Here is a 13269-nt window from a genome sequence, read left to right as displayed (position 1 = left end):
ATGGGAAATCTCAAAAATATCTAGTGAGGAAAGCAGGCACATGGCTAACATCCTGGTCGTCGATGACGAAATGGGTATCCGCGAGTTGCTCTCGGAAATTTTGGGCGATGAGGGACATGTCGTAGCAACCGCTGAAAACGCTCAGCAAGCGCGTGAGTTGCGATTGGGCAGCGTTCCCGATCTGGTGTTGCTCGACATCTGGATGCCCGACACCGATGGCGTGACGCTGCTCAAGGAATGGCAGCGCGACGGCTTGCTGACCATGCCGGTGATCATGATGTCCGGCCATGCCACCATCGACACCGCCGTCGAGGCTACCCGCATCGGCGCACTCAATTTCCTGGAAAAGCCGATCGCCCTGCAAAAACTGCTTAAGGCGGTCCAGCAGGGCCTGTCGCACAGCCGCGAACCGGCGCGTCCGGTGTCGTATATCCGACCGACCGTGACGGCCGGCGTCGACAGCGCCGATCACCATCCCAGCCCGCCGTCTTCCTACACACCGCCGAGCGTCGCCGATGCCTTGCATCATGGTCACGGCATGGCTGCGGCGCCGGCCTATCCGCCGATCGCCGACAACGCCTCGAACATCTCTTTCGATCTGCCTCTGCGCGAAGCGCGCGACGCCTTTGAACGCGCCTATTTCGAATACCACCTGGTGCGCGAAAACGGCAGCATGACGCGTGTAGCCGAACGCACCGGCCTCGAACGCACCCATTTGTACCGTAAGCTGAAACAACTCGGCGTCGAACCGGGCAAGCTGGCCAAGAAAGGCGGTTGACGAGCGCATGCCGCCCGTTCATGCCGCCTTTCATTTCCTCCTCATTTTCCGCACCATGCTGTAGTTTTACTGCCGACTTGCCGGCTCACGATTGATTTCCGGCAAGCCATGACGGTTTGCGTGCGGAACCTTCTCGCTTTCCCTTCCTCCATTCTTCAGGCCTGGCCGCTAATAAATTCAGCCGGTCCGGTTGTTTTCTCGTGTCATCCCGTCATTCGCACAAAAGTTATCGCTGATTGCGCCGTAAATCACTTAGGGAGCAACAAGAACAGGTTCTAAAGGGCAACACGGCCCCCACCCTTGAAATTCCCTGAGATGACGCCATTTCCTTCACAAAGCTTAGGCATTTGCATAAGGAGCCACTATGAACCTGATCTACAACAGTGAGCAATACAGCGTCGTTGAATTCGGTGCCGACCATGACCACGAAGCCCTGCGCTTCGGCGGTTACGAAATCATGGACAAGTCTGGCCAACGCGAAATCTACATCGGCGGCCCTGCGGCCGAGCTGTTCCGCAAGGACGTACAGGATCTGATCGCGACGGAACCATCGATGGAAGACATCGATAACTTCCTCAGCAAATACGATCTGATGATGCGTCATCCGATGACCCTCCACTGAGCAGACCGTGATGCGGTCCTGCCGGTTCATCCGGCGGGGCCGCGTTGCACCGCCACGCATCCCCTTTCGATTCTCCTCCCGTTATAATTCCAGGCCTGTCGCGACATCCGTCGCTCCTTTTCACTCGGCCTGAATGAACTCCTCGCCCATCGCCAGCAGCCAGACCGGCATCCACGAGCATTTGGCGACACTGGTCGCAAAGCATGCCGCCACGCCGTTCCGCAAACCTGTCGCCGATTACAACCGTCGCGCCTTTGAGCAAAGCGTTGCCGCTTGGTGCAAGGCCGGCTCGGCACCGTTGATCCTGGACACCGGCTGCGGCGTCGGCCTATCGACACTGAATCTGGCGGCGCAGCATCCCGACCATTTCGTCATCGGCATCGACCAGTCCGAAGACCGCCTCACGCGCAACACGCAATGGAACGGACCGGAACCGGACAATCTCTGTTTCATCCGCGCCGACCTCGTCGATTACTGGCGGCTGTTGCTGGACGCGGGAATCTTTCCTGCGCGCCAATATCTGCTGTATCCCAACCCTTGGCCCAAGACTGCCCACCTCGCACGGCGCTGGCATGGCCATGCGGTATTCCCGGCCATCGTCGCGCTCGGCGGCGCCATCGAATGCCGCAGCAACTGGCGCATCTACATCGAAGAATTCGCCAGCGCGCTGACCCAACTGAGCGGACAGCAAACATCCTGCGAGGCCTACGCCACCGATGCACCGATCACGCCGTTCGAACGCAAATACCTCGCCTCCGGACACGCGTTGTGGCGCTGCCGCGTCGCGCTTCTCGCACAACGCGCTTTCGCCGGCTGACGGCGAGTTGACGGCATGCGCAATTGAGGCGGCGTATCATAGGGGGCTTTGCCCCCTATGATTTCGCCTCTTTTTTCATGACTCATCATACCGGATTGCCCGCATGAGCCTCGCCATCGTCGCCCTGGTGCTCTGCGCCGCCCTGTTGCACGCTTCCTGGAATGCCTTATTGAAAAGCAGCGGCGACCGCCTCGCCTCGCTGACCGTCATGACCATCGGCGCCGGCATCGGCGCGATTCCGCTGGTGCTGCTACGGCCGCTGCCGCAAGCCGCCGCCTGGCCCTACATCATTCTGTCGGCGATCCTGCACACCGGCTACAACCTGTTCCTGATCCGCGCCTACCGCATCGGCGACTTCGGCCAGTCCTACCCGATCGCGCGCGGCTCGTCGCCGATGCTGGTCTCGATCGGCGCCGCCATCTTCGTCGGCGAACAAATGAGTACGTATACGTGGCTGGGCGTGGCGCTGGTTTCGATAGGCATCATCAGTCTGGCGCACATCAAGGACCGCCACAACCTCTCCGGCCCGATCGCGGCCTTTACCACCGGCGCCTTCATCGCCGCCTACACCGTGACCGATGGCATCGGCGCGCGCGCCGCCGGCGATGCGCTGGCGTATTCGGGCTGGCTGTTCGTGCTGGACAGTTTTCCGCTGGCGCTGATTTTCATGTGGATGCACCGCCGCTTGCCGATGGCCGGCACACGCAAGGAAAACTGGTTCGGCCTTGCCGGCGGCATGATGTCCTTGCTGGCTTACGGGATTGTGATCTGGGCCGTGATGCTGGCGCCCATGGGAACGGTCTCCGCGCTACGCGAGACCTCGGTGCTGTTCGCCGCCTTGATCGGCGCGATCTTCCTGGGTGAAAAATTGACGATGCGGCGCACCTCCGCCTGCATCGTCATCACGCTCGGCGCCATCGTACTGGGCATGCACCGATAACGCGGACGCGTTTTAATTTAGATTTCCACCTTGGTGCCCAATTCCACTACCCGGTTGGCCGGGATGTGGAAGAAGTCCGACGGCTTGGCGCCGTTCTGGTACATCCATGCAAACAGTTGCTCACGCCACAGCGACATGCCCAGCAACTTGCTCGGCACCACCGTATCGCGCGCCAGGAAGAAAGACGTGTCCATCAGATCGAATTCCATGCCGAATTGCGTCGCGGCCAGGTCCAGCACCTTGTTCACTTCCGGTGCTTCCTTGAAACCGAACGCCGCGCGCAGCAGATAGACGTTGCCGCCCAGCTCCTTGAGCGTCAGACGCTCCTTGTCGGCGACGAACGGCACGTCCCAGATGCTGATCTTCAGGAAGAACACGCGTTCATGCAGGATGCGGTTGTGCTTGAGGTTATGCAGCAGCGCCACCGGCACCGTGTTGATGTTGCCGGTCATGAACACCGCCGTGCCGCCGACGCGATGCGGCGGATGCGCCAGCAGGCCTTCGATGAAAGGTTCAAGCGGAATGCCGTCATCCTTGATGCGCGTGCGCAGCAACATGCGGCCCGAATACCAGGTCATCAGCAGGAAAAAGGCAACACCGCCCAGCAACAGCGGGAACCAGCCGCCATCGGCGATCTTCAGCAAGTTGGCGGCAAAGAACGCCAGGTCTACCGTGAAGAAGGCGCTGATCACCAGCGTCACCAGCACCGGATGCCACTTCCATTCAATGCGCATGACCACCGCCGCCAACATGGTGGTAATCACCATCGTGGTCGTCACGGCCACGCCGTAGGCCGCCGCCAGGTTGTCGGACTTCTTGAACGCCAGCACCACCGCCACCACCAGCACCAGCAGCATCCAGTTGATCAGCGGGATATAGATCTGGCCGCGCTCGTCTTCCGAGGTATGCAGGATGCGCATGCGCGGCACGAAGCCCAGCAGGATGGCCTGGCTGGTCAGTGAGAACGCGCCCGAAATCACCGCCTGCGACGCAATCACCGTGGCGCACGTCGCCAGCACCACCATCGGCACCAGCAGCACCTCCGGCACCATCAGGTAAAACGGATTCTTGATCGCCTCGGGATGGCTCAGCAGGTTTGCGCCCTGGCCGAAGTAATTGATCAGCAGGCAAGGCATCACTGTGTACAGCCACGCAAAGCGGATCGGACGAATGCCGAAGTGCCCCATGTCGGCATACAACGCCTCCGCACCGGTCAGCACCAGCACCACCGAACCGAGCACGATGAAAGCCTGCAGCGCGTGCTCCATCATGAAATGCACCGCGTAATAAGGATTGACCGCCACCAGGATACCAGGCGCCTTGAGGATATGGAGCAAGCCCAGCGCACCCAGAGAGACAAACCACAGGAACATGATCGGCCCAAACAGCTTGCCGACCAGATTGGTGCCGTGGCGCTGGATCAGGAACAGGCCGATCAGGATCGCCAGCGTCAGCGGGATCACGTAACGCGAGGTCCCCGGCGCGGCGATGTCCATCCCTTCCACCGCCGACAACACCGAGATTGCCGGCGTGATCACCACGTCGCCATAGAACATGCAGGCGCCGAACACGCCCAGCATCATCAGCAGCTTGGCGCGCGGCGAACCGCTCACCGCCGTGCGCAGCGACAGCGCCATCAGCGCCAGTACGCCACCCTCGCCGTTGTTGTCGGCACGCATGACGAACAGCACGTACTTGAACGACACCACGATCGTGATCGACCAGAACAGCATGGAAATGATGCCCAGCACGGCATCGGGAGTAAACGCGATACCGTGTTCCGGACTGAAGCATTCCTTGAGCGCATACAGCGGGCTGGTGCCGATGTCGCCGAACACGACGCCCAATGCTGCCAGAGTGATGATGTGGAGTTTTTGCGACCGGAAGGAATAATCTGGCCTGATCTGAGCTGAACTCATTGTTTTCCCGTATTTGATTTGATGCTTGTCATTCGATTGCGTACAGGCATCTGTCGCAATCTGGCATTTCAGCGCCGACTAGCGCGTACTTTATCTCACTATCTCCCCGGCGGGATACTGCGTTGCGCAAAGGCATCTGCACTGCCCGCCACGCTTGACATTGCGGCAACCGCAAGTATTGCCGCCTGATGGCCGGCGACAAATTCCTCGCGCCGGTTCGCCCCAAAACGCAACTCGCAGCAACCACCGCCAAAATGCAGCAAAAACCGCATAAAGATATGCAATAAACGCGTTTTTCATTCTGCGAGCGGCTTTATATACTCCAATCTCATAAAGAACAACGGCTTTCGATGAAGTTTGTTCTTAAGCCCTCATTGCACGAGGTTTGCCGCATCCATACGGAGTATCCATGTTCGCCAAACGTTTTCTCTCAGCCACGCTGAGCTTTAGTCTCTTTAGCGTCGCCCTTGGCCTTGCGGCGCCGTCATTGGCCCGCGCCGAAGGCCAGTTGCGCATCGCCGAACAATTCGGCATCGTCTATCTGCTGCTCAACGTCGCCCAGGATCAGAAACTGATCGAAAAGCACGGCAAGAGCGAAGGCGTCGACATCAAGGTCGAATGGATCAAGCTGTCCGGCGGCTCGGCCGTCAACGACGCGCTGCTGTCGGGCGCGATCGACATCGCCGGCGCCGGCGTCGGTCCGTTGCTGACCATCTGGGACCGCACCCGCGGCCGCCAGAACGTGCGCGGCGTCGCTTCGCTCGGCAACCTGCCCTACTATCTCGTCAGCAACAATCCCAACGTCAGGACCATCGCCGACCTCAGCGACAAGGACCGCATCGCCCTGCCCGCTGTCGGCGTCTCGGTGCAATCGCGCGTGCTGCAACTGGCGTCGGCCAAGCAATGGGGCGACGCCCAGTACAACAGGCTCGACAAGATCAGCGTCGCCGTACCGCACCCTGACGCAGCCGCCGCCATCATCAACGGCGGCACCGAAATCAGCGCCCACTTCGGCAACCCGCCGTTCCAGGAACAGGAACTGGCCGGCAATCCCAAGGCCCACATCGTGCTGAATTCCTACCAGGTGCTGGGCGGGCCGTCGTCGGCCACCGTGCTGTACGCCACCGAGAAATTCCGCAAGGACAATCCCAAGACCTACAAGGCCTTCGTCGGCGCGCTGGATGAAGCCGCCAAATTCGTCGCCGCCAATCCGGAAAAAGCGGCCGATACGTATATCCGCACCAGCAACGCCAAGATCGATCGCGACCTCTTGCTGAAAATCATCAAGAATCCCGAAGTGCAGTTCAAGATCACGCCGCAAAACACTTACCCGCTCGCCGAATTCATGTATCGCGTCGGCGCCATCAAGAACAAGCCGACCTCGGTGAAGGATTACTTCTTCGACGACGCCCACATCGCCGGAGGCAGCTAAGATGCGCCTCACTTCACTCATCGCCGCCACCGCGATCACCGCCGCGCTGGGATTTAGCGCCGACGCCCGCGCCGAAGGCCAGATCCGCATCGCCCAGCAATTCGGCATCGGCTACCTGATCCTCGATGTCGTGCAAGACCAGAAACTGATCGAAAAACACGGCAAGCAGCAAGGCCTCGACATCAAGGTCGAGTGGAACAGCATCTCCGGCGCCACCGCCATGAACGAAGCGCTGCTGGCCGGTGCGCTCGATGTCGTCTCGGCCGGCGTGCCGCCGATGCTGACGCTGTGGGACCGCACGCGCGGCCGCCAGAACGTCAAGGCGATCGCTTCGCTCGGCTCCATGCCCAACTATTTGCTGAGCAACAATCCGAAAGTGAAGACGCTGCAAGACCTCAGCGACAAGGACCGCATCGCCGTGCCCGCCGCCGGCGTCGGCTTCCAGTCGCGCACGCTGCAGATCGAAACCGCGCGCCTGTTCGGCAAGAACGACTACAAACGCTTCGATGCCATTTCGGTGAGCCTGCCGCATCCTGACGCCACCGTCGCGCTGATTGCCGGCGGCTCCGAGATCGATACGCACTTCTCCAGTCCGCCGTTCCAGTATCAGGCGCTGGAGAACAAGAACGTGCACAAGATCATCAGTTCCTACGACATCCTCGGCGGCCCGGCGACGTTTAACGTGCTCTACACCACGCAGAAATTCCACGACGACAATCCGAAGACCTACAAGGCCTTCTACAGCGCGCTGGTTGAAGCCGCGCAATTCATCCGCGCCAACAAGGCCAAGGCCGCCGACACCTTCATCCGCGTGCAGAAGTCGAAACTGGCACCCGAGTTCGTGCGCAAGATCGTCGAAGACCCGGAAATCGACTTCACCGTCTCGCCGCAGCGCAGCTATGTGTATGCCGACAAGCTGCATGACATCGGCGTACTCAAAAACCGCGCAGCGTCGTGGAAGGATTATTTTTTTGAAGAAGCTTATGCCCAGCCCGGTAGTTGATCATGATGCGCCGGTCCTGCGCGCGGTCGGCGAGCACACGCCCTTGCTGCACGTCGACCGCGTCGGCCTGCAGTACCGCAGCGCCACCGCCGTGGTGCAAGCCACGCACGATGTCAGTTTCGACGTCTATCCGGCCGACCGCTTCGTACTGCTCGGCCCTTCCGGCTGCGGCAAGTCGAGCTTGCTCAAAGCCGTGGCAGGCTTTCTTAAACCGGCTACCGGAGAAATCCGCCTCGACGGCGTCGCGATTCATCAGCCGGGACCGGACCGCATCGTCGTGTTCCAGGAATTCGACCAGTTGCCGCCGTGGAAAACCGTGCAGCAGAACGTGATGTTTCCGCTGCTGGCCTCGCGCACGCTGGGCCGGGGCGAAGCGGCCGAACGCGCGCTGCACTACCTCGACAAGGTCGGCCTCGGCAAATTCGCCGATGCCTATCCGCACACGCTCTCAGGCGGCATGAAAGCGCGCGTCGCCATCGCCCGCGCGCTGGCCATGCAACCGAAAATCCTGTTGATGGACGAACCCTTCGCCGCGCTCGATGCGCTGACCCGGCGCAAGATGCAGGAAGAATTGCTGATGTTGTGGGAAGAGGTGCGTTTCACCTTGTTGTTCGTCACCCACTCGATCGAAGAAGCACTGGTGGTCGGCAATCGCATCCTGCTGCTGTCGCCGCACCCGGGCCGCGTGCGCGCCGAAATCAACAGCCATCAATACGACTTGCAAAGCCTGGGCGGCGTCGGCTTCCAGGAAACCGCGCGGCGCATCCATCGCCTGCTGTTCGACGAAGGTCATGCCGAGCCGGCCGCGCAAGTCAACTTCAAGGATGTGCGCTTCTCATATTGAGAGCCGCGCATCTTCACCTTCCTATCGACCCGCCTGCCATGCGCATCTCTATCTCTCCCCCCATCCGCGACGAATATGAAATCGCCCTGACGCCGCTGGACGACGTCCCGCTCGAACGCAGCCTGTCGCTGCGGCAACGCGTCTGGCGGCAAGGTTGGGTGCGCAAGACCGTCATCCTGCTGGTGCTGGCCGCGATCTGGGAAATCGTTGCGCGCATTCAGAACAACGACCTGCTGTTGCCGGGTTTCATACAGACCGCACATGCTTTCGTCGACGGCGTCGTCACCGGCGAACTGATCGGCAAGGTGTGGATTTCGCTCAAGGTGCTGGTCAAAGGCTACCTGATCGGCATCGCGCTGGCATTCGCGCTGACCACGCTGGCGGTATCGACGCAACTGGGACGCGATCTGCTCAGCACGCTGACGTCGATGTTCAACCCACTGCCGGCGATTGCGATGTTGCCGCTGGCCTTACTGTGGTTCGGGCTGGGCGAAAACAGCCTGATTTTTGTGCTCGTGCATTCGGTATTGTGGGCGCTGGCCCTGAACACATATGCCGGCTTTCTGGGCGTGTCGGACACCTTGCGCATGGCAGGGCGCAATTATGGATTGCGCGGCTTGCGGTTTGTGCTCTTCATGCTGGTGCCGGCGGCCTTGCCGTCCATCCTGGCCGGCTTGCGCATCGGCTGGGCGTTTGCGTGGCGCACGCTGATTGCTGCGGAGCTGGTGTTCGGGGCCTCCAGCGGCAAGGGCGGGCTGGGTTGGTATATCTTTCAGAATCGCAATGAGCTGTATACCGACAAGGTGTTTGCGGGGTTGGCGATGGTGATCCTGATCGGCTTGCTGGTGGAGAATCTGGGATTCAATGCGATTGAGCGGTTGACGGTGAAGAAGTGGGGGATGCAGCGCTAGCCTTCCATTTTTATAACTGAGCCTTCGTCCTCTTTCTCTGCCCTCTTTCTGCGCACTTGTCATTCGCCTAGGTCTCGGCCCAAAGCCGCAGGAGATTGTGATAGTGCCCGGCCAGCACCACGGTCTCCTCGCTATCGCCATGCCGCTGACGCAGGGCATGGATGGCTCGGTCGAGGTCGAACAGCATGCCGCGCCGGTGGTCGTCGCGGATCATGCTCTGGGTCCAGAAAAAGGCGCTCACCCGGCTGCCCTGCGTGACCGGCGTGACCTCGTGGCGACTGGTGGAGGGATACAGGATGAGATCGCCCGCCGGTAGCTTGACCTCGTGCGCGCCGTAGGTGTCGTGCACCACCAGCTCACCGCCTTGGTAATCGCCGGGGTCGCTCAGGAACAGCGTCGTCGGCACCAGCGTGCCGACGGGCAAACCCGGATTGCTGGCAGCGGTCGAGACGGCGATGCCGTTGAAGTCGGTCGTGTAGCGATCCAGCCTTATGCCGGCGTTCAATTGGAAAGACGGACTGAGTTCAAGCGTGTCGAACAGATATGCGCCGATGGTGTTGGTCGTGCCTTCGTTGCGGCCGCCGCTCGGACGCACCTGAACGCTCGCGGGCGCATAGGGATCCGGCGCATACAGGTTGGCGGCGGCCAGTGTCGGGCCGGCATAAAGCACCGTCGTCTGCTTTTCGCGAATGAACTCCAGTCCCGTCGTCATGGAGTGCTTGACGGGCCCCGTACGGAATCTGATGATTGCGTTGGTCTGGTTGGTGAAGATCTCGTTTTCCTGATCTCTGGTTTGCAAAAGCCGGCTCACCGTCCAGTTGGCGGGATTGGCATCACTACCATTGATGGTGTACGGACTGCCGATCAGATAGTTCTGCCTGGTCTTGCCGTAGCGCGTGACGTTGCGGATTGTCACGTCGGCGCTGAGATCATGTTCAAAGGTCGCAGTGAACATGTCGCTGGTGCTTTTGTCGTAATCGCCGGCCATGCCGTAATAGTTGCTGCGCGCCACCAGGCGGGCATTCTTGCCGACCGTGGTGGCATTGAAGAAACCCGGCGCGCCGATGGTCGGGATGCCGGCATCCGGCACATTGTCGCGCTCCAGATGCAGATAATTGAACAACACCCGCGTCGGCGTGCCGAGGCCGAACGCCAACGACGGCGCGATGCCCCAGCGGTTATTTTCCACGCGGTCGCGGCCCGGTACGCCGCTGTCCTGCTTGAGCAGGTTGAGACGGAACGCCGCACCGTTGAGACTGTCGATCTGCCGGTTCAGGTCGGCGGTAACGCGCTTCTGGTTACCGGTGCCGTAAGCGACGGTGCCGGAGTAGGCGTTTTCGAGCATCGGCTGCTTGGTGACCATATTGATGTAGCCGGTCGGCGCGCCACGGCCGTTATCGGCGCCGGCCGGTCCCTTGACGACTTCGACCTGCTCGATGTTGAACAGATCGCGCGATACGCCGCCGAGGTCGCGGATATTGTCGACGAAGATACTGTTGGCGGTGCTGAAGCCGCGCATGAAGATGGAATCGCCGGTTGCGGTGCTGCCGTTTTCGCCGGTGTTGAAGGTGCCGACCCCGGCGCTATTCTGCAGCGCTTCAGTCAGCGTCGTCGCAGCAGTTCCTTCTTGATGACGTTGATGGTCTGCGTGCTGTCGACCAGCGGCTGGGTGAATTTGGGCGAGCTGATGCGCTCGGCCTTGTAGGATTCATTGCGCTCCTTGACCTCGACCGACGGCAGATTGCCTTCGCCTTGTTGTGCCGAAGCATTGAGCGGCGCGGCCAGCGCCAGCGTGGAAATGGCGATGGAAGCCTGCAAGTTGAGTAGACGGCCGACAGCGCCGTGTTTCCTGCTCTTGATGTATATAGTCATGAAGTATCCCAGTGATGAGTGACGGTCAGTGCCGATCGCCGAAGGCGCCGAGACTTCGGCGCGCGTTACTGCCCAGGAGGCGGATAACGCAATTCGGCAAGACTGACTGGCTGGGAAACGAGCGGGCTGCTGGATCGAACGGGAATCTTGTTGCTGCGGTCGCATGGCGTTCTGCTACGCGGCCACTTTGGCGATCGGCGCTGGTGAATATAGTTTTGGCGGCGGCTGAATGCAACGCGTTCCGGCGTCATGACGCAGATATCCCGGTTTCCTTGATATCCGCCAGTTCGCTCCTCAAAACTCATCGACTGCGGCAACGATTTGTCTCGGCATTTTTATCGTTCGCTAAAACTTCGGCGGCGTTAGGTTCCGCACCGTGCCGATAGCTTCACGCCGCACTTTTGGCGAGCGTGAAGGCGGGCGTACAATAGAAAAATGAGCGATACCACTATTTCCCTGACGGAACTGGAAGAAGCAATCAACTACTGGCGCATCCAGCGCCCCGCCACCGGCGAGGAATGCGCGCTATCGCCTGAAGTCAACGCGTTGGCCGACGTCTATGCCATGATGATCATCGAACACCTGCACAACGTCGCTGCGGATGCCATCGGCAAGGAACCGCGTCAGTTGTTCGACGCCTGGCGCAAGGCGCGGGCCGGCCAAAGCGCCTGAAGATTTGCCGACAGGCGCCAGCCGCTTATCTCTCATATTGCGCGTCATAATTCTGGCGTATGATTTTGTGTTGCGAGCCGTGGAACGTTCTTCCATGTGCGCAGTCTGCCTGTACTCTCACCGCAAGGATCAAGATGCGACGCAAACCCGCTGCCAGCCCTTCCCCCACACCTTCCCGACCCCGCATCGCCCTGGTGCTGCAAGGCGGCGGCGCACTCGGCGCCTACCAAGCCGGCGTCTACCAGGCCATGCATGAAAACAATCTGACGCCCGACTGGGTGGTCGGCACCTCGATCGGCGCGATCAACGCCGCCATTATTGCCGGCAACCAACGCGACGACCGCATTCCGCGCCTGCGCGAATTCTGGGAAGGCGTCTCCCATCCCGATGCGGTCGACCTGCGGCAGGTTCCCGACGCAACGCGGCAATTGGCGACCTGGATGACCACGCTGGATACTTTCGCGCGCGGCGTGCCAGGCTTTTTCGCGCCGCGCGCCTTCAACCCCTTCGCCATCGGCCTGCCGGTGCCGCCGGAGGAAGCCAGCTTCTATAGCACAGAAGAATTGCGTGCGACACTCGGCAAATTCGTCAATTTCGATTATCTCAACAACAAGGAAGACGGCATTCGCCTGACCGTCAGCGCCGTCAAGGTCACCTGCGGCACACTGGTCACATTCGACTCAGACCAGCAGGATCTCAGCGTCGACCATGTCATGGCCAGCGGCGCCCTGCCGCCCGGCTTTGCGCCGGTGCGTATCGACGGTGACCTGTATTGGGATGGCGGCCTGTATTCCAACACGCCGATGGAAGCCGTACTCAACGACGAACCGCACCAGGACACCCTGTGCATGATGGTCGACCTGTGGCATGCGGACGGTCCCGAACCGCGCACTTACGAAGAAGTGCAGACGCGCCAGAAAGACGTCACCTTCGCCTCACGCTCGCAGCGCCACATCGACGCCTACCTGAAACAGTATCAATTGCGCAAGATGGCGCGCGAGCTGTACGAACGCCTGCCGCCGGATTTGCGCAAGCCCTCCGACCGCAAGCAACTGGCGGAGCTGGGCGCCGACAGCACCATCCATGTCGTGCGCCTGCCCTATGCCGGACGCGATTGGAACATGGCCTCCAAAGACGTCAACTTCTCGCGCGGTTCGATCCAATGGCGTTGGGAACAGGGTTATCAGGATGCATTGCGCGGCATTGAAGTGAGCCATGGCTGCCCATTCCAGGTTTCCGACACGGGCGTGGTGGTGCATGAACTACCGCCGCTGATGGAAGTCGCGACCGGCTGACGGCATTGGAAATTGGTGCTGTGCAATAACCAATTATGTTGTTAAAATTGCAATTCCGATCATTTTTGTGCAACGCACAAAAAGTTCTTGACCTCACCAAACAAGTGCGTAAAATAGTAATTGTTGCGGCGCACAAAAATAGTTTTTCGAGATCGAAGCCGCTA

Annotated in this window: 13 protein-coding genes; 10 read left to right on the top strand and 3 right to left on the bottom strand. The window is 60.4% G+C overall.

From position 1 onward, the window contains the following. The first annotated feature begins 40 nt into the window (after positions 1 to 40). From RV1423_RS21405 to RV1423_RS21390, 4 genes are all read left to right on the top strand, one after another. Complete coding sequence (locus tag RV1423_RS21405) at positions 41 to 778, top strand: response regulator (protein ID WP_034301137.1); 738 nt, start codon at positions 41 to 43, stop codon at positions 776 to 778. A 364-nt stretch (positions 779 to 1142) separates the two neighbouring features. Continuing rightward, positions 1143 to 1400 (top strand): DUF3567 domain-containing protein, encoded by a 258-nt coding sequence (locus RV1423_RS21400; RefSeq protein WP_034301136.1) that lies wholly within the window; start codon positions 1143 to 1145, stop codon positions 1398 to 1400. 133 nt (positions 1401 to 1533) lie between these two features. Next, on the top strand, positions 1534 to 2217 hold the full coding sequence (locus RV1423_RS21395) for a tRNA (guanosine(46)-N(7))-methyltransferase TrmB (RefSeq protein WP_034301135.1): 684 nt from the start codon (positions 1534 to 1536) through the stop codon (positions 2215 to 2217). A 103-nt stretch (positions 2218 to 2320) separates the two neighbouring features. After that, positions 2321 to 3157, top strand: a complete 837-nt coding sequence (locus RV1423_RS21390; protein WP_034301133.1) for a DMT family transporter — start codon at positions 2321 to 2323, stop codon at positions 3155 to 3157. 17 nt (positions 3158 to 3174) lie between these two features. Here the strand turns inward: RV1423_RS21390 and RV1423_RS21385 are convergent, their stop codons facing one another. After that, a complete protein-coding gene (locus tag RV1423_RS21385) occupies positions 3175 to 5076 on the bottom strand; it encodes a potassium transporter Kup (protein ID WP_034301131.1) in 1902 nt (633 codons plus the stop codon). Positions 5077 to 5485: 409 nt separating this feature from the next. Between RV1423_RS21385 and RV1423_RS21380 the strand changes: the two genes are divergently transcribed. Genes RV1423_RS21380 through RV1423_RS21365 form a run of 4 tightly spaced genes read left to right on the top strand, consistent with a single transcriptional unit; the run spans position 5486 to position 9266 of the window. Next, positions 5486 to 6508 carry an ABC transporter substrate-binding protein gene (locus tag RV1423_RS21380; RefSeq protein ID WP_034301129.1) on the top strand — a complete coding sequence of 341 codons (1023 nt, stop codon included), beginning with the start codon at positions 5486 to 5488 and terminating at the stop codon, positions 6506 to 6508. Between the two features lies 1 nt (position 6509). Continuing rightward, positions 6510 to 7511 (top strand): ABC transporter substrate-binding protein, encoded by a 1002-nt coding sequence (locus RV1423_RS21375; protein ID WP_051516842.1) that lies wholly within the window; start codon positions 6510 to 6512, stop codon positions 7509 to 7511. Continuing rightward, on the top strand, positions 7492 to 8355 hold the full coding sequence (locus RV1423_RS21370; protein ID WP_034301127.1) for an ABC transporter ATP-binding protein: 864 nt from the start codon (positions 7492 to 7494) through the stop codon (positions 8353 to 8355). Before RV1423_RS21375 ends, RV1423_RS21370 begins: the two co-directional genes overlap by 20 nt. A 44-nt stretch (positions 8356 to 8399) precedes the next feature. Next, a complete protein-coding gene (locus RV1423_RS21365) occupies positions 8400 to 9266 on the top strand; it encodes an ABC transporter permease (protein ID WP_197034983.1) in 867 nt (288 codons plus the stop codon). 67 nt (positions 9267 to 9333) lie between these two features. On the opposite strand, the gene RV1423_RS21360 is transcribed toward RV1423_RS21365, so the two are convergent. After that, positions 9334 to 10860 (bottom strand): TonB-dependent receptor domain-containing protein, encoded by a 1527-nt coding sequence (locus RV1423_RS21360; RefSeq protein WP_231502460.1) that lies wholly within the window; start codon positions 10858 to 10860, stop codon positions 9334 to 9336. 8 nt (positions 10861 to 10868) lie between these two features. Next, positions 10869 to 11138 carry a hypothetical protein gene (locus RV1423_RS28670; protein WP_155835206.1) on the bottom strand — a complete coding sequence of 90 codons (270 nt, stop codon included), beginning with the start codon at positions 11136 to 11138 and terminating at the stop codon, positions 10869 to 10871. A 435-nt stretch (positions 11139 to 11573) separates the two neighbouring features. Here RV1423_RS28670 and RV1423_RS21355 point away from each other — a divergent pair, with 435 nt between their 5' ends. Further along, complete coding sequence (locus RV1423_RS21355) at positions 11574 to 11810, top strand: DUF3717 domain-containing protein (RefSeq protein WP_034301123.1); 237 nt, start codon at positions 11574 to 11576, stop codon at positions 11808 to 11810. Between the two features lie 134 nt (positions 11811 to 11944). Continuing rightward, on the top strand, positions 11945 to 13105 hold the full coding sequence (locus tag RV1423_RS21350) for a patatin-like phospholipase family protein (protein WP_034301121.1): 1161 nt from the start codon (positions 11945 to 11947) through the stop codon (positions 13103 to 13105). The last annotated feature ends 164 nt before the right edge of the window (positions 13106 to 13269 follow it).

The sequence above is a fragment of the Herbaspirillum sp. RV1423 genome (assembly GCF_000577615.1).
Lineage (GTDB): Bacteria > Pseudomonadota > Gammaproteobacteria > Burkholderiales > Burkholderiaceae_D > Herbaspirillum.
Note: the sequence above shows the minus strand (reverse complement) of the source record. Positions and strands in the feature narration are given on the sequence as shown.

Excerpts from the sequence above, each read along its gene's own strand:
- RV1423_RS21405 (WP_034301137.1), top strand. The coding sequence starts at position 41 with ATGGCTAACATCCTGGTCGTCGATGACGAAATGGGTATCCGCGAGTTG.
- RV1423_RS21400 (WP_034301136.1), top strand. The coding sequence starts at position 1,143 with ATGAACCTGATCTACAACAGTGAGCAATACAGCGTCGTTGAATTCGGT.
- RV1423_RS21395 (WP_034301135.1), top strand. The coding sequence starts at position 1,534 with ATGAACTCCTCGCCCATCGCCAGCAGCCAGACCGGCATCCACGAGCAT.
- RV1423_RS21390 (WP_034301133.1), top strand. The coding sequence starts at position 2,321 with ATGAGCCTCGCCATCGTCGCCCTGGTGCTCTGCGCCGCCCTGTTGCAC.
- RV1423_RS21385 (WP_034301131.1), bottom strand. The coding sequence starts at position 5,076 with ATGAGTTCAGCTCAGATCAGGCCAGATTATTCCTTCCGGTCGCAAAAA.
- RV1423_RS21380 (WP_034301129.1), top strand. The coding sequence starts at position 5,486 with ATGTTCGCCAAACGTTTTCTCTCAGCCACGCTGAGCTTTAGTCTCTTT.
- RV1423_RS21375 (WP_051516842.1), top strand. The coding sequence starts at position 6,510 with ATGCGCCTCACTTCACTCATCGCCGCCACCGCGATCACCGCCGCGCTG.
- RV1423_RS21370 (WP_034301127.1), top strand. The coding sequence starts at position 7,492 with ATGCCCAGCCCGGTAGTTGATCATGATGCGCCGGTCCTGCGCGCGGTC.
- RV1423_RS28670 (WP_155835206.1), bottom strand. The coding sequence starts at position 11,138 with ATGACTATATACATCAAGAGCAGGAAACACGGCGCTGTCGGCCGTCTA.
- RV1423_RS21355 (WP_034301123.1), top strand. The coding sequence starts at position 11,574 with ATGAGCGATACCACTATTTCCCTGACGGAACTGGAAGAAGCAATCAAC.
- RV1423_RS21350 (WP_034301121.1), top strand. The coding sequence starts at position 11,945 with ATGCGACGCAAACCCGCTGCCAGCCCTTCCCCCACACCTTCCCGACCC.